Here is a 17,793-nt window from a genome sequence, read left to right as displayed (position 1 = left end):
GCTGCTGTTTTGCTGCTTTGGTTGGGTGCGAAGACCGAGATGGCCGAAGACATCATCCAGATTCAGGATCAGTACTACATCCGCGCCAGCGCTTCGCTGGTGGAGGCGCGTCCCCACGTCCTCAAGCAGGACAACTGCTTTGCTGTTTTTGACCGCCTGGGAAACATGCGCCCCCTCGGCATCCAGGATCACGGCCTGTTTCGCGATGACACCCGCTTTTTATCTCGGCTGGTCTTGGACTTGCAGGGGAAGCAGTTTCTGCTGCTCAGCTCAGAGGTGCGGGAAGACAAGGACATTCTGGCGGTGGATCTCACCAACCCCGAGTTCACCACCTCGGAGGGGCAGTTCATTGAACAAGAGACGTTACACGTCTTGCGCACCACTTTCTTGTGGAACAACGTGGCCTATGAGCGCATTCGCATTCACAACTACGGTTTGGAGACGCTCCGCGTGCCGCTTACCCTGCGCTTTGAGGCCGACTTTGCCGACATGTTTGAGATTCGCGGCATCCGGCGGGCGCAGCGGGGGCAACTGTTGCCGGCCCAGGTGACGCCGGAGGGGGTAACTTTGCGCTACCGCGGCCTAGACGGACTGGAGCGGCAGACGCGGCTCCTATTTTCCCCTCCTCCGGACGTGGTTTCGGAAAAGCTAGCGCAGTGGTGGGTGCCGCTGGCACCTCAGGAGGAGCGGGATCTAGAAGTAAGGGTAGTCTGCAGCTATGGCGGCGAGGAGATCCCGCCCCTGACCTACCAGGAGGCACTGCAGGCAGAACGGGAGCAGCGGGCGGCGCTAAGAGCTTTGGCCCACCGCATCGACACTGGCAACGCTCAGTTTAACGAGTGGCTCAACGCCTCGCGGGACGACCTGGTGATGATGCTGGCCCGCACGCCCTATGGGCTCTATCCCCACGCTGGCGTACCTTGGTTTGCCACAGTCTTTGGCCGCGACGCGCTGATCACTGCCCTAGCCACCCTTTGGTGGTTTCCCGATTTGGCGCGGGGAGTGCTGCTGTACCTGGCAGCCCACCAGGCCCAGGAGGTAGATCCCAGCCGCGATGCCGAGCCGGGCAAGATCTTGCACGAGCAGCGCTACAGCGAGATGGCCAAGACGCGCGAGATCCCCTTTGGCAATTATTTCGGCAGCATCGACTCAACGCCGCTGTTTGTGGTGCTAGCAGGGCGCTATGTGCGCCGCAGCGGCGACCTCGAGCTGTTGCGGCAGTTGTGGCCCAACATCGAAGCAGCCCTAAGCTGGATGGACACCTACGGGGATCTGGACGGCGACGGCTTCTTGGAGTACGCCAGCAAGGCGCGACGGGGCCTGCGCAATCAGGGCTGGAAAGATTCGGAAGACGCCATCTTCTATGCCGACGGATCCCTAGCGGAACCACCCATAGCCCTGTGCGAGGTGCAGGGCTACGCCTACGAGGCCAAGCTGTTGGCAGCGGAGATGGCAGAGCTATTGGGGCGGCAAGAGCAGGCGGCGCAACTGCGGCAGCAAGCAGAAAAGCTGCAGCAGCGGTTTTGGGAGCAGTTTTGGTGTGAAGAGCTGGGCGGCTACGTCCTGGCTTTGGACGGGCGCAAGCAACCCTGTCGCGTGCGCAGCTCCAACATGGGCCACTGCCTGTTTTCCGGGATCGCTCACCCGCAGCATGCCGAGCGCATTGCCCGGCAACTCTTGGAGCCGGCTTTTTTTAGCGGCTGGGGGATCCGCACCCTGGCGGAAGGGGAAGGGCGCTACAATCCCATGTCCTACCACAACGGCTCCATTTGGCCCCACGACAATGCCCTGATTGCGGCGGGGCTCTCCCGCTATGGCTATAAGGCGGAGGCGGCCCAGGTGTTGACAGCCTTGTTCGATGCCAGCCAGTTTCTAGAGCTGCGGCGGCTGCCGGAGCTGTTCTGTGGCTTTCGGCGGCGCCAGCGGGAAGGCCCCACCCTTTATCCGGTGGCCTGTCTGCCCCAGTCTTGGGCGGCGGCCAGCGTGTTCCTGCTGCTGCAGGCCTGCCTAGGCCTGGAGATCGACGGCTTGGCCCAGCGGGTGCACCTGACTCAGCCCACCCTGCCCCCGTGGCTGCCCCATGTTACCCTCGAAAACATTCAGGTGGGGCGCGGATCCCTGGACATTGGCCTGTATCTCCAGGCAGGAGGGGTGGGGATCAACGTCCTGAGAAGCACAGGGGATGTGGAGTTGACGGTGAGGTAGGAATGCCCTCAGCGTTCCACCAGCAAGGCTACAGCAAAGGCAGCCATAGCCTCCCCCTGACCTACAGGACCCAGTTTTTCGTTGGTGGTGGCCTTGATCCCTACCTGCTTGGGCGATATTTGCATAGCCTCGGCTAGACGAGCCTGCATGGCAGGGATGTGAGGCTTGAGCTTGGGCTGCTCCGCCACCACCACACTGTCTACATTGGCAACGCACCAGCCCTCTTGGCCCACCAGCTGCACCACTTGCTGTAGTAAAAGGATGCTATCTGCCCCTTTCCAACGCTCTTCTTCAGGGGGGAAGTAGTAGCCGATATCCCGCAGAGCGGCGGCTCCCAGGAGGGCGTCCATGATGGCATGGGTGAGGACATCGGCGTCGCTATGGCCCAATAGCCCCTTTTCGTAAGGGATCCGGATCCCGCCCAGGATCAGGGGGCGCCCCTCGACGAGGCGGTGGATGTCGTAGCCCTGGCCAATGCGCACTTTTCCGGCTCCCTTGGGAAAACCATCGAGACCTCTGTCGACCATCGCCCCCTCCGAGGAGCTAGGGGGATGGGAGTCGAGTAACCGACAAGCAGCTTTTGAGAACGCCTCTTTCTATTCTGCCGGCTCCAGAGGGGAATAGCAGATGGGACAAGACGAACCACTGTAGCAGTCGAAGCAGATGAGGTGAGACTTCCCGTAAGGATTGGCGCAGCGCTTGGCCCACTGGTAATCGCTGTAGCTAAGATCTTTTCCGCAAACGTCACATCTGGCCATCTCGCTTTCTTCTCCTCAAGCTTCCGAATTAAAACACCACACTAGAGAGATGATCCTAATCGATCCCTGAGCCCCAGCTTGAGAGAAACTATCCCCCAGCCCTGTCCAGAAGGGGATCCTGCCGCCCACAGGGGATCCCGTCTTCGAGAGGCGTCCAGCCCGGCTGCCAAAGATCCCGGTTCTTCAGGGTGGCCGCGTTGACCCAGAGGCGCACCTGGGGATCGCAGACGGCCTTGAGCTCGGCAAACACTACCCCCCCTTCCCCCTCTTGGCGAGCGGTAACCTGAAAATGTCGCCAGCCCAGCACAGGCTGAACCGAAGTCCACTTGGAGCCGAGGAGGTGGGGAAAGCGCTGCTTTCGGCGGGGTCTGCTACGGGCCATGGGTTGAGGACTGGCTGCTACCCTACCGCTGCCTGGGGGCGAGCGAGGAGCGGTAGGATGGCTAGAAGTGCTCTGGCATTCCAATTTACCCCCTAGCCTATCCAACGATGGTGCAACATGGGCAACCGCTGTGGCTCTTTTGGCAGCAGGTGCTTCTGAAAGCGAGACTTCTATTGCTCCTCCTGGCGTGTCTGGTTTTGGGCGCGGGACTGCCCTGGGTCGCGTCCAGCGCTTGGGCAGCAACTGAGCCAGGACTATCTGGCAAACTAACGGGGCCGGAGTGGCGCCAGGCCGATCCCGAAGCCAAGCAGGCGTTTTGTCGCAAAGCCTTTCAGGCGTTCCGAACCTCTCCTGCCCAGAGCTACATCATCAGCTCAACGTGCAGGCCTTAACCCCAGAGGGCCTGTGCCGGCGCATAGACCAGTTTTACCAGTACGCCATCCACGACGAGATCCCGCTCAACCAGGCGGCCAATATCGCTCCCCTGCTTTTTTCGGATCAGCCGCTGGAGTAGGGGCCGCCGCCTGAGGGAGGGCTTGTCTCCTGCTCCTGAGCGAGATCTTGGCCCTAGGTTGATAATAGAACTGTTCTCTTGCCCCTCTCAGCCATGCCCGGCTCTGTTATTTCCCCCGAAAACTTGCTAGATCTCTGCGAACAGGGTGTGCAAAAGGCCTTGGCTGCCGGCGCTGACCAAGCCGAGGTGTTTGCCAACTCAGGCCGCGAGACGGAAGTCACTTTTGAGAAAAATGACCTCAACCTGGTTCGCACTAGCTGCGAAACCCTGTTTGGCATTCGGGTCTTCTGCGGCGGCAGGCTGGGCTTTGCCACCTCCAACCGCCCAGAAGATCTGGCCGAAACAGCAGCTGAGGCGGTGGCCATGGCCAAGGCTTCGCCGGCGGATCCCCTCAACGGCCTGCCGGATCCCCAGCCTCTGCCCCAGGTGCCCTTTGCCCTTGACCCAGGCCTGCTGGAGCTGGATGCTGCCGAGCTGACGCAACTGGGATCCCAACTGGTGGAGTGGGTGCGCTCCAAAGACCCGCGCATCACCATCGACAGCGGCTCCTTCAGTGTGGAAGAGGATACCGTGGCCATTGCTTCTTCCACCGGCATCCGCGCCAACTACCACAGCGTTGAGGCGGGCGGATCCCTATTTGGCATGGCCATCGATGGGGATGAGGTAGGCAGCTTTGCCTACGACGGCGACAGCGTCCAGAAGCGGGCGGATCTGGTGCCGGCCCTAGAGCGAGCTTTTGATCGCTTTGTGCAAAAGTGCGTGGGGGCCCTGGGGGCTAGCAAGGGAGAGAGTTTTCGTGGCCCCATCGTCCTGCCGCCGGATGTGGTGGAGGAGTTTCTGGGAGACCTCCTCTTTGTGCTGGGGGCGGATGCAGTGCGCAAAGGCAAAAGCCCCCTGGCGCAGAAGATGGGATCCCTTATCGCCAGCCCTCTGTTGACGCTGGTTTCGGAAGGCCTGGGCTTGCCTGGCTACCTCATCGAGCCCTTCGACCGCGAGGGGATCCCCCGCCAAGTTACCCCCCTAATCCACGAAGGGATCCTCTGCAACTTCATGTACAACAGCTACGAGGGCCGGGCTGCCGGCGTTCCCTCCAATGGCCATGCCACAGGCGGAGCGGGCAGCTTGCCAGGAGTGGGGCCGGCCTGTCTGAGCTTGGCTCCAGGGACAACGCCCCTGGCGGAGTTGTACGCGATGGAGCGGGGCATCATCGTCACCCGGCTTTCTGGCAGCAGCAACCCCATCACCGGCGACTTTTCCGGGGTGGTGAAAGGGGGCTTCTTGGTCAAAGGCGGCGAAAAACGCCCCATCCTGGAGACCACCATTGCCGGCAACCTCTACGACTGTTTGCGCAATATCTCTGCCATCTCCCAGGAAGTAACTGTTTTCAACGGCACGGCTGCCTTTCCTGCCCTGCGCATTGAAGATGTCTCGATAACGGCAGGATAGCTGACCAAGTCAGTGCCCTGGGATATCCAGCCAGCAACCATAGGCTAGAGCTGGCCAGGAGGCAACAGCGGTAAACTGTCCTACCCCGGGATCCCTGGCAGCAGCGATACGGTGGTCTTATTCCCAAAAGCCGCGGAGTTGTCTCGATGGGCCAGGAGATCGCCTGCCTGAGTTTTAGCGACGAAGACTTTGCCGAGTTCAAAGCTCGGCTACAGCAAGAAACGGACTTGCTCGACCGCTGGTTGGCCGGTGCGCCGGGGCTGGATCCGGCTTGTCAGCCCTTTGCTCAGGGATCCTTGGTGGGCGGGTTTGAGCTGGAAGCCTGGCTGGTCACCCCCCAGGGGGATCCGGCCCCGATCAACTCAGCCTACCTGGAAGCGGTGAACGATCCGCTGGTGGTGCCGGAACTGGCCCAGTTCAACGTGGAGATCAACAGCCGGCCCCAAGTTTTGGTCGGCTCGGCTCTGCGGCAGTTGCAGCAAGAGCTGGGCCAAACGTGGGATCGCTGTTGCCGAGTGGCCGAGCAACTGCAGGCGGGGCTGATGACGATCGGCATTTTGCCCACGCTGCAGCAGCAGCAGCTCACTTTGGAGATGATCTCGCCTCGCAAGCGCTACCTGGCCCTCAACGAGCAGATCCTGAACCTGCACCGGCGCGAGCAACCCTCCAGGATCCCGGCCCTGGGGCTGACAATCGAAGGGCCTGCCACCCTGCTGCGGGTCACCCACCCAAACGTCATGCTGGAGGCAGCCACCACCTCTTTTCAAATCCATCTGCAGGTGGCCCCCCACCAAGCGGTCCGCTACTTCAACGCTTCCCTGCTCGTGTCGGCCCCCTTGGTAGCGCTGGCGGCCAATTCTCCCTATCTGTTCGGGCACGACCTATGGGCGGAAACCCGCATCCCTGTGTTTGAGCAGGCGTTGGATGGCCCACCCCCCCTTGCCCCCACCCACCAACCTCGCGTCACCTTTGGGCAAGGCTATGTGCAAGAGTCCCTAACGGAGTTGTTCTGGGAAAATCTACGCTGCTATCCGGTGGTGTTGCCGCAGAGGCTGGCCTCACCTCCTACTGAGCTAGCTCATCTGCGCTTGCACAACGGCACCATCTGGCGCTGGAACCGCCCTCTGGTGGGGGTGGATCCCTATCCCCATCTGCGCATTGAACAGCGGGTGGCTGCAGCAGGTCCCACTCTACCCGACATGATCGCCAATGCCGCCTTCTACTTTGGCCTGGTGCAAGCTCTGGGATCCCGACCCCTTCCCCCGGAGCAGGAGCTGAGCTTTGCCCAGTGCCGCGCCAATTTCTACGCGGCTGCCCGCTTCGGCCTCGAGGCCCCCATCACCTGGCTCAAGGGGTGGCAGGGATCCCTGCGCCAATTGCTGCTGGAAGAGCTAATTCCTTTGGCTGAGGAAGGATTGGCGCAACTGAACTTGTCCTCCCAGGATATCCAGGAGTACCTGGGCATTCTCCGTGCCCGCGTCGAGTTGGGGCAGAATGGGGCCACCTGGCAGCGGCGCTACGTGGCTCGGCATGGTAAAGATATGCAACAATTGACCTGTGCCTACTGGGAACGGCAGCGGCAAGGTCAGCCGGTACACACTTGGGATCTCGACTAGGAAAGCGCCCTCCCCGTATGGCAGGGGATCCCCCTGGGCAAGATGGATCCCTTGCCCAGCTTGGAAGGGGGGATGCCTTCTCAAAGGGCAGGGCGACGACCCAAGCCACCAGCACGGTAGCCAGTTGTTCATTTCTGCTCCTGAGCAGCCAAGAGTTTGCGTTGAAGTGCTTGCCCAACCCTCATGCTCACCGTTCTCGACCACCTGCCGGATCAACTCCTGGAGCTAGAGGCCCATCAACTCTACGACCGCTTGGGCGGGCCAACCCTCATCCATCTGCGGGGAAGGCGGGATCCCCCCTTGTTTGTGTCTGTCCTGCTGCACGGCAACGAAACCACTGGTTGGCAGGCAGTGCGACAGCTTCTGCGCTGCTACCGCGAGCGAGAACTGCCCCGTTCCCTGTCCCTCTTCATCGGCAATGTACGGGCTGCTCGCTATGGGCAGCGGCGCCTGGACGGCCAGCCAGACTACAACCGCATTTGGGGCCCCGGCTCCACCCCCGAGCATGCCATGGCCGAGGCGGTTTTGCGGCAGATGCGGCAACGCGGCGTCTTTGCCAGCGTTGACATCCACAACAACACGGGCACCAACCCCCATTACGCCTGTGTCAATTACCTAGATCCTTCCACCTTGCACCTGGCCACCTTGTTTGGTCGCACTGTCCTCTACTTCAGGCGGCCAGAAGGCGTGCAGAGCATGGCCTTTGGGCGCTTCTGCCCGGCAGTGACCCTGGAGTGCGGCAAGCCGGATCAGCCCTACGGCACCCAGCATGCCTACGCATTTCTGCAAGCCTGTCTTCATCTTTCGGCCATCCCGCAGCGCCCCGTCCTTAGACAAGACATCGACCTCTTTCACAGCATCGCCATTGTCAGGATCCCGGAAGAGGTGAGCTTTAGCTTTGGGGAAGAAGAGAGCAAGCCGCAGGGATCCCAGCCACACCTGCGCTTCCCCCCCAACTTGGATCTGCTTAACTTTCGGGAGTTACCTCCCCACACCTGCATTGGATGGACCACCAACGGTTTCTACCTGGAGGTGCAAGATGAGCAAGGCCAAAATGTGGCGGAGCGCTTTTTCTATGCCCAGGATGGGGAAATTCGCACCCGTGTGCCGCTTGTGCCAGCCATGCTCACCCTCAATAGCCATATCATCCGCCAAGATTGCCTCTGCTACCTGATGGAGCGCTGCCGCACCGCTGTCGCGAACGAGGACTAGAGGGTTGAGGAGCTCCTCCAATTTCCAACGCTTGTGGACTGCCGCCCACCAGACTTGCTGCTCAACAAAGCGGACTTGATCACCGCTCTACACCCCTGATGCCCCTTGCCTGCTCGCTCCCCTGGCCTGCATTTTGAATGGGCACGCTTTTCGCTCAAAAGGAGCCGCGTCTTGAGTGGCAAGGGGTTAGACTGGGAAGCACTGGCCGTCGGCCTCAGGCGGGTGTGCCGGTCAACGCCACCTGCCCATAAGAACTTTTGGGAGGGGGTGAATGGCGATGGCTCGCAGCAAACTGTCAAAGCAAGAACAACAGCAGATCGTCAATGCCTACCGCGACTCGGTAGCTACTGTTGCTGAACTGGCGGAGCAATTCCGCGTCAGCCTCGCCACCATCACCCGCGTTCTCAAGGAAAATATCCCTCCTGACGAGTACCAGCAGCTAATCCAGCTCAGACGCTTAGCAGCCCGCCGCAAAGACAGGGACAAGGAAGAGATGCCCCAGCCACAACAGGTTTTGTCTCCAGAGGACGCCTCTAATCAAGCGGGCGAAGGAGCAGAACTGCCCCCTGAAGCACTGCCAGCCCACCTGGTGGCTGAGCTGCAGGAAGATCTGGCTGCAGAAGAAGACGACGATGAAGCGGAAGAGGAGGAAGACACCAGTGACGATCTGCCGGAGGACGCCGAAGCAGAGCCAGATCCCCTCGCTGGGCCTGTCCATCAAATTCAGGTGCTTCCCCTGGAGGAGCTGGAGCTGCCCGAGACCTGCTACGTAGTGGTGGACCGCTACCAAGAATTGGCCACCCGCCCCCTCAAGGAATTTTTGGGGCCGGGATCCTTGGAAGGGATCGAGAATACCAATACGCTACCCGTTTTCGACAACCCCAAGGTGGCCCGGCGCTTTTGCGAAATGAGCCGCCGAGGCAGCAACACCCACCCACCCTACCGGGTTATCCACTTTCCCGGATACATTCTGGAAGTTGTGCGCTCGCAGTTGCAAAAGAAAGGCATTACTCATCTGCTGGTAGATGGACAAATCTACAGCTTGTAAAGGGTTAGGCCTATGTCTGAGTTTCAACTGGTTTCCCCCTACCAGCCCACCGGGGATCAGCCTCAGGCAATTGCTGGCTTGGTGCAGTCTATTTTGGAGGGCCATCGCTTTCAAACTCTGCTAGGGGCAACCGGAACTGGCAAAACCTTTACCATTGCCCATACTATCCAGCAGATTGGCAGGCCAACCCTGGTGATGGCCCCCAACAAAACCTTGGCTGCACAACTGTGCAACGAGCTGCGCGAGCTTTTTCCCTACAATGCTGTCGAGTATTTCATCAGCTACTACGACTACTACCAACCGGAAGCCTATTTGCCCAGCACTGACACCTACATTGCCAAGTCTTCTTCCATTAACGAAGAAATTGACATGCTGCGGCACTCGGCTACCCGCTCCCTCTTTGAACGGCGGGATGTCATTGTTGTGGCTTCCGTAAGCTGCCTCTACGGCTTGGGCATGCCGGAGGAATACCTGAAGGCTTCTATCCCCTTCAAAGTGGGCCAACGAATTGACCAACGGCAGGTCTTGCGGGAGCTGGTCGGCATCCAGTACGAGCGCAATGATCTGGAACTGGCGCGGGGGCGGTTTCGCGTCAAAGGGGATGTGCTGGAAATTGTGCCTGCCTACGAGGATCGGGTAATTCGCATTGAGTTTTTTGGCGATGAGATCGAGGCCATTCGCCTCCTTGACCCGGTGACAGGCGCGATCCTCACCAGCGTCAGCGCCCTCAGGGTTTATCCAGCTCGCCACTTTGTAACACCCGAAGAGCGACTAGAGCAGGCCATCCGCAGCATTGAGGAAGAGCTGGAAGAGCAGCTAGATCTCTTTCGCCGCCAGGGCAAGCTCTTAGAAGCTCAGCGGCTGGAGCAGCGCACCCGCTCCGATTTGGAAATGCTGAGGGAGGTGGGCTACTGCAACGGCATTGAAAACTACTCCCGGCATTTGACGGGGCGCAAGGAAGGGGAGCCGCCTGCTTGCTTGGTGGACTACTTCCAGGCCAACGATTGGCTCTTGGTGGTGGACGAATCCCACGTTACCGTGCCGCAAATCCGGGGCATGTACAATGGGGATCGCGCCCGCAAACAGGTGCTGGTGGATCACGGCTTTCGCCTGCCCAGCGCCCTTGACAATCGCCCCCTCAAAGCCGAGGAATTTTGGGCCAAAGTCCACCAATGCATCTTTGTTTCCGCCACGCCCGGCAACTGGGAATTAGAACAAAGCGAAGCTCAGTTTGAAACCGTGGTGGAAAATGGCAAACCCCTGAAGTTCTACATACCGGGCACAGGCCGGGTTGTAGAACAAGTTATTCGGCCCACTGGTGTGGTGGATCCAGAAGTGCATGTCCGCCCCACAGCCGGTCAAGTGGAGGATTTGCTCTCAGAAATCTACCTGCGCCTAGAGCGCTCGCAGCAGGGCTTCCCGGAACGGGTCATCGTAACCACCCTTACCAAACGCATGGCTGAAGATCTCACCGAGTACTTGCAGGAACGCGGGATCCGGGTTCGCTATTTGCACTCTGAGATTACCCCCATCGAGCGCATTGAGATCCTCCAAGATTTTCGGGAAGGGGCTTTTGATGTCCTGGTGGGGGTCAATTTGTTGCGGGAGGGGTTGGATCTGCCGGAAGTCTCCTTGGTAGCCATTTTGGATGCAGATAAAGAGGGATTTTTGCGGGCGGAGCGATCCCTAATCCAGATGATTGGGCGGGCAGCGCGCCATGTCCGCGGCATGGTGGTGATGTATGCTGACACGCTGACTGGCAGCATGGCAAGAGCGATTGCCGAAACCCAGCGCCGCCGCCAAATTCAGTTGGAATACAATCGCCAGCACAACATCACCCCTAAGCCCATCGTTAAGAAAAACAGCAATGCCATTTTGTCTTTTTTAGCCATCTCCCGCAAACTCAAGGGCAAGGATCTGGAAAAAGCCTTGCCAGCGCTGGATGAGATCCCTCTATCCAAAATTCCAGAGCTCATTAGCGAGCTAGATGCAAAGATGAAAGCGGCAGCTAAAAACTTGGAATTTGAAGAAGCTGCCCGGCTGCGCGACCAAATTAAAAAGCTGCGCCAACGGCTTTTGGGCCACCCCTGGAGCGCCTAAGCTCCCAGCCTGCCTCCCCAGCCGCGGGACTTGCTCGTGCCACCATGGGCATACCGCCAAGCCTCCTCGGGATTCCTGAAACCATGGATGTTCGCCTCCGCCGAGCCATTCGAGATTCCCTCTTGCTGAAGGGGGCTGTACTCGCGCTGGGGCTGACGATGGGGATCGGTCTCTGGCTTTCCCCTGCCCTCTCTGCCCCCTTTGAGAACCGCCTGGCGCAGGCACTTGAGCTGCGGGATCCTGGAGTTGCCCCCGAGGGAGCTCCTTCCCCAACCCCGCTGGGGATCCCGTTGACTGGCCAAGAGGGCACAGCAGTGCTGGTGGGGGGAGTCCCGGTGTTTCGCCTGCAAACGGCAGAATACCCCAGCGACGTGCGGGCTGATAATGTGCGGGCAATCATCGAGCGCTTTTTGGAAGAGGGCCAGTTGCCGGAGCCAGAGGTGCGGGTGGCTCAGGATGCCAATGGGCAGTACGTTCTCCGGCTGGGAGAAAGAGGCCGCTTTGAGGCCACCCAACGGTACTTGTTTACCGTCACCTATGCCGATGCGGCTGCCGAGCGCAGGGTGCCGCTGGCTCAGGTAAGCCTCAACGATGTGCGTCTAGTGGCCAACAGTTGGGCACGGCGGCTGGAACAAGCCATCGCTGAGTACCGGCAGGATCGGCTGGATCTGCAGCGGACGCGGGATCCGCGCGTGCTAGTACTCACTACCTTGGCTGGGCTGGCCAGCGTGGCTGTGGGGTTCTTTCTCTGGCGGCTGTTCGACCGTAGCCTCGTCCGCCTGCAGAGGTGGCTAGAGCTCCGGGCTGACCCAGGTTGGGGAAGCTGGATTGACATGGGAGGATCCCTGCTGCGCAGCCTAGGAGCAATGCTTATTGCCGGCATCTCGCTGGACCGCAGCATTAGCTTCATACCCGCCCTGCGGCCCTTTCAGCGGGCTTTTTACGCGCGCTTGGGGCAGGTGGTGGACACAGCACTGGGCGTTCTCATCCAGCCGCTACCCAATTCCAATGTTTCCATTGCTAGCCTATTGGTCTTCTTTGTCCTGGCCACTTTGGTCTTTACGGTTGCCCACTATATCAGCGTTGGCTTAAAGCAGCGGTTTTTGGGTCGCCTTGGGCTGGACTTGGGCACCCAGGAGTCGACGGCGGCCATCTTCAAATACGTCCTCACCCTATTTGGGATCCTGCTAGTGCTGCCCTTTAGCGGCCTCAACCTCAGCTCCTTGGCTGTGATTGCAGGGGCGGTGGGCTTAGGAATTGGCTTTGGCCTGCAAAACCTTTCCAACAACTACCTTAGCTACCTCGCCATCCTCCTAGAGCGTCCCATCCAGATTGGGGATCTAGTCGAAGTGGACAACTTGCTTGGCACAGTAGAGCACATTGGCCCGCGGGCCACTGTCCTGCGCACCTTGGATCGCATCTTTGTCATTGTGCCCAACTCTCGCTTCACTGAGTCAAAGGTGGTGAACTGGAGCTACCGAGATCCCCGCTGCCGCATCCACATTCCCGTGGGCGTAGCCTACGGCTCCGACACAAAGGTGGTTACCGAAGCCCTGCTTGCCGTTGCTAGGGGAAATCCGCGGGTTCTAACCAACCCGCCCCCGCAGGTGTGGCTTAGATCTTTTGGGCCTTCTTCCCTTAACTTTGAGCTGTTGGTGTGGATCAACCGTCCTCAGGACCAATTTGTCTTGACTAGCGAGCTCAACTTCGCCATCGAGGCCGAGTTTCGGCGGCGCGGGATCCGCATCCCCTTCCCCCAGCAAGACATCCACATCCGCAGCTTGGAAGGACTGGTTTCCCTCAGCCCCAACGGCGGATCCCGTTCTCTGCCTGACGCTGCTTCTATCCAGTCGGCCCTCAGCGAAGCAGCCCAGTTCTCGGAAGACAAGGATTAGGGAGAGACACCATGCTGCAAAGCCTGGAGCGTGTGTTGGCCAGTTTCAGCGGCCACCCCCTTTGGGCCGAGCTCAACCAAATGCAGACCCTGCGGCAGATCTGGTCGGAAGTGGTGGGAGAAGCGGTAGCCGCGCAAACCTACCCGGTCAACCTGCGCCGCCAGGTGCTGCAGGTGGCCACTTCTACCCCTGCTTGGGCTCAGAACCTCACCTTCCAGCGCCAACGGATTCTCAAGAAACTCAACAGCCGCCTCCACCCTCCCCTCGTGGATATCCGCTTTAGCCCTGCCGCTTGGCATGCGAGGTCGGGCTTGGCTAACTCTTTTGCCTCCGATGCGGAACTGGTGGACAGGTTCTACCCCCCTCCCCCTGTATCCTCAACTCCCAAGCGGCCTACCACCCCTCGCCGCTCCAGCTTATCTCCCTCTTCTGAAGAGGCCAAAGCTGCCTTCGAGCGCTGGGCTCGGCTAGTGAAACGGCAACAAACCCAGCAAAACCTGTTTCCCTGCCCTGCCTGCGGCTGCCCCACTCCTGCTGCCGAGCTGGAGCGTTGGTTGGTCTGTGGGTTTTGCCATCGCCAGTCCTTGCGTGGATCCAGCCGCCGCTACCCCAGGGAGTTGCCGCCTGCAGGAATAGCGTCTACTCCAGCAGGTTGACCCAGCGCAAGTAGGCTTCGACCAACGGGGATCCTGCCAAGGCAGCCACAGCCCCGCCTAGAGCCAGGTAGGGTCCAAAGGGAACAGGTTTGCCCAGGCGAGCTCGTCCTCTGGCCATGGCCAATAAGCTAACCAGCAAGCCCAACGCGGAACCCAAAAGGAGGGTCACGACCACCCCCTGCCAGCCCAGCCACATGCCAATGAGGGCCAGCAACTTGCCATCTCCTCCGCCCATGGCCTCCCGCCGCAAAACTTGGCGGGCCACCAAACCAATGCCTTCCACCAGCCAAATGCCCAGCACCGCGCCTGCAATCCCAGCCACCAAAGACGAGCCTGTAGCGGCCAGGGATCTGGATCCCTCTAGCCAAGGCAGCACCAAGCGGGCCAGCAGTCCTGCCAGCAAGCCAGAGCGGGTGAGCGCTTCTGGCAGCAAAAACGTATCCAGGTCAACCAAGGCCAGCGCCAGCAGCCAGCCCAACAACAAGCAGGTGAGGATCCCGCGGGGAGAAAATCCCAGAACCCCAACGCTGAGGCCAAACAGACCCATGGTCAGGGCCTCGACGGCAGGGTAGCGCCAGGCGATGGGATTCCCGCAGTGACGGCAGCGACCACGCAGCAAGAACCAGCCTAGGATGGGGAGGTTCTCCGTCGGCCCTAGGGGCGTCTTGCAGTGGGGACAGTGGGAGCCAGGATAGAGTAGAGAGAGACCCCGAGGCAGGCGGTAGACCACCACGTTGATAAAGCTGCCCACGCAGGCCCCTAGGATCATCAACAGCACCCAACCCAACAGGCGCAGTTCCCAGGCGCTGGCCAGGAAGTCTGCCCTCACCGCCGTTCCCAGGCAACAAAGACTGACTCTGCCCTCGTATAGCGTAGACCCTCCAGATGGGCAGGGGAGCAGGGCTTCAGCGCAGCGGCTCCAACTGCTGCAAGGGAATAAAAGTCTCCTGAGGCAAGAGAATGGGAAACTCCGAGAAAATCAAGTCGCCCCGCAGGGTACGGCGATGGATGACCACGCCCCGCGGTGGCTGCTCCACCACCTCTGGGCGGTGCTGAAGATGAAGCTGGTAGATCTGGCGAGCTGCCTGTAGCAAAGTGCTGTCCATGAGCAGTCTCACCCCCTGCTGGTGGTTCGATCCTTAGGATATCGCGGCGCAGAGCCGGTGGGCCATCCATCTTTATTTCCCAATTCAGGAAGTTGACCGGCAAGGAACCGAGAGAGGTCGCCAAACGAGCTTGAGCTGGGGGGTAGCCAGCAGGGCAGGTTAAGACAGGGCTATAGATCCCGCTTGGGTAGGAGAGTACAGTGGGGGCAAGCGCGCTGAGAGCAGATGGAGAGAACCTACCTGCTGGGGCTGGGCTGGATCCTAGGCCTGTTGCTGCGGGCCTGGCCGGCAGTGAGCGGCTGGGGGTGGGGGATCCCTCTAGGGCTGGGGTTAGTGGGATCCCTGGTCTACCGGCAACGGCCGCGCCTGGGGCGCACCTGGCTGGCGGCGGGGTTGGTGGGCTGCCTGGCCTGGGCCTACCTGGGCTGGCGGCAGCCTCTCCCCGGCCCGACGGATATTAGCCTTCTAGCCCCCCAGCAGCAGGTGAGTCTGGTGGGCACCGTCCTTTCGGAGCCTCGTCCTACCCGCGGCGAGCGGCAGCAGTTTTGGCTCGAGGCGGAGCAGGTGCTGGAGGCCGACTCCACTGCCCGCCAGGTGAGCGGCAAGCTCTACGTCACTGCTAGCCCGGCAGCCCTCCAGGGCAGGGATCTCCATCCCAACCAGCGGGTGCGCCTGGTGGGATCCCTCTACCTTCCCAGTCCGGCTTTGAACCCGGGCAGCTTTGATTTTCAAGCCTACCTGCAGCGCCAGGGGGCTTTTGCCGGCTTCAGCGCCCGCGAGGTGATCCCGCAGCCGGGAGGAAAAGTCTGGGGAGGTTGGGTGTTGCGGCGGCGGGTGCGGCAGGCCTTCGTCGCCGGTCTGGGGGAGCGGCAGGGGAACCTCTTGGCCTCGCTGGTGCTGGGATCCCGGGCTGGCCAGTTGGACTTCGATTTGCAAGATGCCTTCCGAGAAATCGGCATGGCCCATGTTCTGGCCGCTTCTGGGTTTCACGTGTCGCTACTGCTGGGGGTGGTGTTTGTCCTAACGCGGCGGCTGGCAGTGCGCCTGCAGCAGGGGATCCTCCTGGCAGCCTTGGGGGTTTACCTCACCTTGACAGGGTTTACCCCTTCGGTGCTGCGGGCGGCGGTGATGGGGGTGGCGGCCATGCTGGTGCTGACGGAGCCGCGGCTGGAGGGAAAAGTTAGGCTCAACCCCCTGGGAACGCTGCTGGTGGCAGCGGTTTTGCTGTTGCTCTACCAGCCACAGTGGATTACAGACCTGGGGTTTCAGCTCAGCTTTGCTGCCACCTTGGGCCTGCTGGTGGGGACAGCTCCCATTGTTTCCCGTTTGGACTTCTTGCCCCCAGCAGTGGCCACCGCCTTGGCTATTCCTCTGGCAGCCCAGATCTGGACCTTGCCGCTGCAAGTGGCCATCTTTGGCCGCATCCCCACCTATTCTCTGCTGGCCAACCCGCTGCTGCTAATCCTGCTGCTGCCCCTGCTGGTGGCCGGGTTTGGGGTGGCCTTTGTGGCTTTGCTCTGGCCGGCCCTGGGATCCCTGCTGGCCCAGCCCCTGACGTTTTTGATCACACCCTTGATCAACTGGGTGAGCTGGATGGCCAGCTGGCCCTTAAGTTCCTACTACACCGGCAGGGTCTCGCTGCTCCAGTGTTTGCTCCTCTACGGGGCGCTGGTGGCCCTCACCTTTTGGCCGCAGTGGCGACGGGCTTTCCGCTGGCAGGGCACTACCCTGATCATGGCCGCCATCCTGCTGGGGCCGAGGTTGTGGCCGGGGCCGCCAGTTCAGATCACCGCTTTGGCCAGTGGCCCCATCCCCATTCTGGTTATTCAGGCAGAAGGACGCCACCTCTTGCTCAACAGCGGCGATCCCCGCCTGGCCGAGCGCACGGTGCTGCCTTTTCTGCGGCAGCAGGGCCTGCGCCGTCTGGAGGGAGCGGTAGCCATGACCTCTAGGGGCTCTGCCAATGGCGCTTGGGAGATCCTGCTTTCGGCTTTCTCCATTGGGCACTTCTGGGACGGGGGCGGGATCAACGCCGCTTCCGAAAGCTACCTGCGCTCCCTCAGTGCCGTGCAAGCGGCCGGGATCCCCTATCAAGTCTTGCGGCCCGCCGACCGCATCCCTTTTTCCGAGCGGCTGAAGCTGCAGGCTGTCCATACCAACCCCCTGGTGTTGACCCTGGAGGCCGAGGGATCCCGCTGGCTGCTTTTGGGGTCCGCCAGCACCCAGGTCCAGGCCGAGCTAACCGGATCTCCCCTGCTGCCGGCCCAAATTGACTGGCTGTGGTGGGATGGGGGATCCCTAATCCTGGACTTGCTGGAGCGCTTTCAGGTGCAGGCGGGCATCAGCTCTGGCTCCGCCGGCGAGGCAGTGGTTACTTGGTTTCGGCAGAGGCAGCGGCCTCTCTACTTAGCCGAGCGCGTTGGAGCAGTGACCTGGTCGCGGCAAGGCGTGCAAACCCTGAGAGCGCAAGAGCTCTAGCACCTCCTCCCCAGGCGGGCTTGATTGTGGAGGCGGTGGGGATCCCATCCCCTAAAATGGGATCACCCCGATAAGCCTTCTTTGCTCGGCTAGACCTATGGACATCATCACCTTTGGCTGGGTTGCCGTTGCTGCTTTCTTTGCCTTTTCGATTGCCTTTGTGGTTTGGGGCCGCAACGGCATGTAGCCCTGAGCCTCCCCGCCGTCCTTCAGTGCCTCTAGCCCCATGGAAACCGCCTTGCCCTGGATCCTCCGCCTTGCCTATGGGGGCATCTTTTTGCTCCTAGCAGCCATAACTTTGGGCGTTGGTTACATCACCTTTATCGACTGGCGGGATCGGCGGCGGCGCAACGAGGCAGAACGTCAGGCTCGCCGCT

At 60.8% G+C, this 17,793-nt stretch carries 15 protein-coding genes; 11 read left to right on the top strand and 4 right to left on the bottom strand.

Annotated features, from left to right (window positions below; genetic code table 11):
* Positions 1 to 21: 21 nt before the first annotated feature.
* Positions 22 to 2,205, top strand: coding sequence for a glycogen debranching N-terminal domain-containing protein (locus NW860_RS09425; protein WP_414513822.1), 2,184 nt, complete (start codon positions 22 to 24; stop codon positions 2,203 to 2,205).
* An 8-nt stretch (positions 2,206 to 2,213) separates the two neighbouring features.
* On the opposite strand, the gene ispF is transcribed toward NW860_RS09425, so the two are convergent.
* Positions 2,214 to 2,687, bottom strand: coding sequence for a 2-C-methyl-D-erythritol 2,4-cyclodiphosphate synthase (gene ispF, locus NW860_RS09420; RefSeq protein ID WP_414394413.1), 474 nt, complete (start codon positions 2,685 to 2,687; stop codon positions 2,214 to 2,216).
* 364 nt (positions 2,688 to 3,051) lie between these two features.
* A complete protein-coding gene (locus tag NW860_RS09415) occupies positions 3,052 to 3,345 on the bottom strand; it encodes a TIGR02450 family Trp-rich protein (protein WP_414404787.1) in 294 nt (97 codons plus the stop codon).
* A 379-nt stretch (positions 3,346 to 3,724) separates the two neighbouring features.
* Here NW860_RS09415 and NW860_RS09410 point away from each other — a divergent pair, with 379 nt between their 5' ends.
* The 8 genes from NW860_RS09410 (at position 3,725) to NW860_RS09375 (ending at position 13,832) form a co-directional block, all read left to right on the top strand.
* The gene (locus tag NW860_RS09410; RefSeq protein WP_414513820.1) at positions 3,725 to 3,859 is read left to right on the top strand and encodes a hypothetical protein; all 135 of its coding nucleotides are present in this window, start codon (positions 3,725 to 3,727) and stop codon (positions 3,857 to 3,859) included.
* A 93-nt stretch (positions 3,860 to 3,952) separates the two neighbouring features.
* A complete protein-coding gene (locus tag NW860_RS09405; RefSeq protein WP_414410356.1) occupies positions 3,953 to 5,305 on the top strand; it encodes a TldD/PmbA family protein in 1,353 nt (450 codons plus the stop codon).
* Between the two features lie 146 nt (positions 5,306 to 5,451).
* Positions 5,452 to 6,921 carry a glutamate-cysteine ligase family protein gene (locus NW860_RS09400; protein WP_414513819.1) on the top strand — a complete coding sequence of 490 codons (1,470 nt, stop codon included), beginning with the start codon at positions 5,452 to 5,454 and terminating at the stop codon, positions 6,919 to 6,921.
* A 183-nt stretch (positions 6,922 to 7,104) separates the two neighbouring features.
* Positions 7,105 to 8,133: a M14 family metallopeptidase gene (locus NW860_RS09395; RefSeq protein ID WP_414420452.1), complete on the top strand. Its 1,029-nt coding sequence runs from the start codon at positions 7,105 to 7,107 to the stop codon at positions 8,131 to 8,133.
* A gap of 277 nt (positions 8,134 to 8,410) precedes the next feature.
* The gene (locus NW860_RS09390) at positions 8,411 to 9,181 is read left to right on the top strand and encodes a hypothetical protein (protein WP_414513818.1); all 771 of its coding nucleotides are present in this window, start codon (positions 8,411 to 8,413) and stop codon (positions 9,179 to 9,181) included.
* A gap of 12 nt (positions 9,182 to 9,193) precedes the next feature.
* The gene (uvrB, locus tag NW860_RS09385; RefSeq protein ID WP_414513817.1) at positions 9,194 to 11,281 is read left to right on the top strand and encodes an excinuclease ABC subunit UvrB; all 2,088 of its coding nucleotides are present in this window, start codon (positions 9,194 to 9,196) and stop codon (positions 11,279 to 11,281) included.
* 83 nt (positions 11,282 to 11,364) lie between these two features.
* Positions 11,365 to 13,176: a mechanosensitive ion channel family protein gene (locus NW860_RS09380; protein ID WP_414513816.1), complete on the top strand. Its 1,812-nt coding sequence runs from the start codon at positions 11,365 to 11,367 to the stop codon at positions 13,174 to 13,176.
* Between the two features lie 11 nt (positions 13,177 to 13,187).
* Positions 13,188 to 13,832, top strand: a complete 645-nt coding sequence (locus NW860_RS09375) for a DUF721 domain-containing protein (RefSeq protein WP_414513815.1) — start codon at positions 13,188 to 13,190, stop codon at positions 13,830 to 13,832.
* On the opposite strand, the gene NW860_RS09370 is transcribed toward NW860_RS09375, so the two are convergent.
* Both NW860_RS09370 and NW860_RS09365 read right to left on the bottom strand, forming a co-directional pair.
* On the bottom strand, positions 13,816 to 14,661 hold the full coding sequence (locus NW860_RS09370; protein WP_414513814.1) for a prepilin peptidase: 846 nt from the start codon (positions 14,659 to 14,661) through the stop codon (positions 13,816 to 13,818). The genes NW860_RS09375 and NW860_RS09370 overlap by 17 nt on opposite strands.
* A 76-nt stretch (positions 14,662 to 14,737) precedes the next feature.
* Positions 14,738 to 14,938, bottom strand: a complete 201-nt coding sequence (locus NW860_RS09365; protein ID WP_414394303.1) for a hypothetical protein — start codon at positions 14,936 to 14,938, stop codon at positions 14,738 to 14,740.
* A 225-nt stretch (positions 14,939 to 15,163) separates the two neighbouring features.
* Between NW860_RS09365 and NW860_RS09360 the strand changes: the two genes are divergently transcribed.
* Entirely contained in the window at positions 15,164 to 17,416 is a 2,253-nt protein-coding gene (locus NW860_RS09360) for a ComEC/Rec2 family competence protein (RefSeq protein WP_414513813.1), read from the top strand.
* Between the two features lie 97 nt (positions 17,417 to 17,513).
* Complete coding sequence (locus tag NW860_RS09355; RefSeq protein WP_414404797.1) at positions 17,514 to 17,603, top strand: cytochrome b6-f complex subunit PetN; 90 nt, start codon at positions 17,514 to 17,516, stop codon at positions 17,601 to 17,603.
* Positions 17,604 to 17,793 lie beyond the last annotated feature (190 nt).

Source organism: Synechococcus sp. F70.1 (genome assembly GCF_047502745.1).
Classification (GTDB): domain Bacteria; phylum Cyanobacteriota; class Cyanobacteriia; order Thermostichales; family Thermostichaceae; genus Thermostichus.
Note: the sequence above shows the minus strand (reverse complement) of the source record. Positions and strands in the feature narration are given on the sequence as shown.

What these genes read in the sequence shown, in the direction of transcription:
- NW860_RS09415 (WP_414404787.1), bottom strand. Translation starts at nt 3,345, where the DNA reads ATGGCCCGTAGCAGACCCCGCCGAAAGCAGCGCTTTCCCCACCTCCTC.
- NW860_RS09405 (WP_414410356.1), top strand. Translation starts at nt 3,953, where the DNA reads ATGCCCGGCTCTGTTATTTCCCCCGAAAACTTGCTAGATCTCTGCGAA.
- NW860_RS09400 (WP_414513819.1), top strand. Translation starts at nt 5,452, where the DNA reads ATGGGCCAGGAGATCGCCTGCCTGAGTTTTAGCGACGAAGACTTTGCC.
- NW860_RS09395 (WP_414420452.1), top strand. Translation starts at nt 7,105, where the DNA reads ATGCTCACCGTTCTCGACCACCTGCCGGATCAACTCCTGGAGCTAGAG.
- NW860_RS09390 (WP_414513818.1), top strand. Translation starts at nt 8,411, where the DNA reads ATGGCTCGCAGCAAACTGTCAAAGCAAGAACAACAGCAGATCGTCAAT.
- uvrB (WP_414513817.1), top strand. Translation starts at nt 9,194, where the DNA reads ATGTCTGAGTTTCAACTGGTTTCCCCCTACCAGCCCACCGGGGATCAG.
- NW860_RS09380 (WP_414513816.1), top strand. Translation starts at nt 11,365, where the DNA reads ATGGATGTTCGCCTCCGCCGAGCCATTCGAGATTCCCTCTTGCTGAAG.
- NW860_RS09375 (WP_414513815.1), top strand. Translation starts at nt 13,188, where the DNA reads ATGCTGCAAAGCCTGGAGCGTGTGTTGGCCAGTTTCAGCGGCCACCCC.
- NW860_RS09365 (WP_414394303.1), bottom strand. Translation starts at nt 14,938, where the DNA reads ATGGACAGCACTTTGCTACAGGCAGCTCGCCAGATCTACCAGCTTCAT.
- NW860_RS09360 (WP_414513813.1), top strand. Translation starts at nt 15,164, where the DNA reads ATGGAGAGAACCTACCTGCTGGGGCTGGGCTGGATCCTAGGCCTGTTG.
- NW860_RS09355 (WP_414404797.1), top strand. Translation starts at nt 17,514, where the DNA reads ATGGACATCATCACCTTTGGCTGGGTTGCCGTTGCTGCTTTCTTTGCC.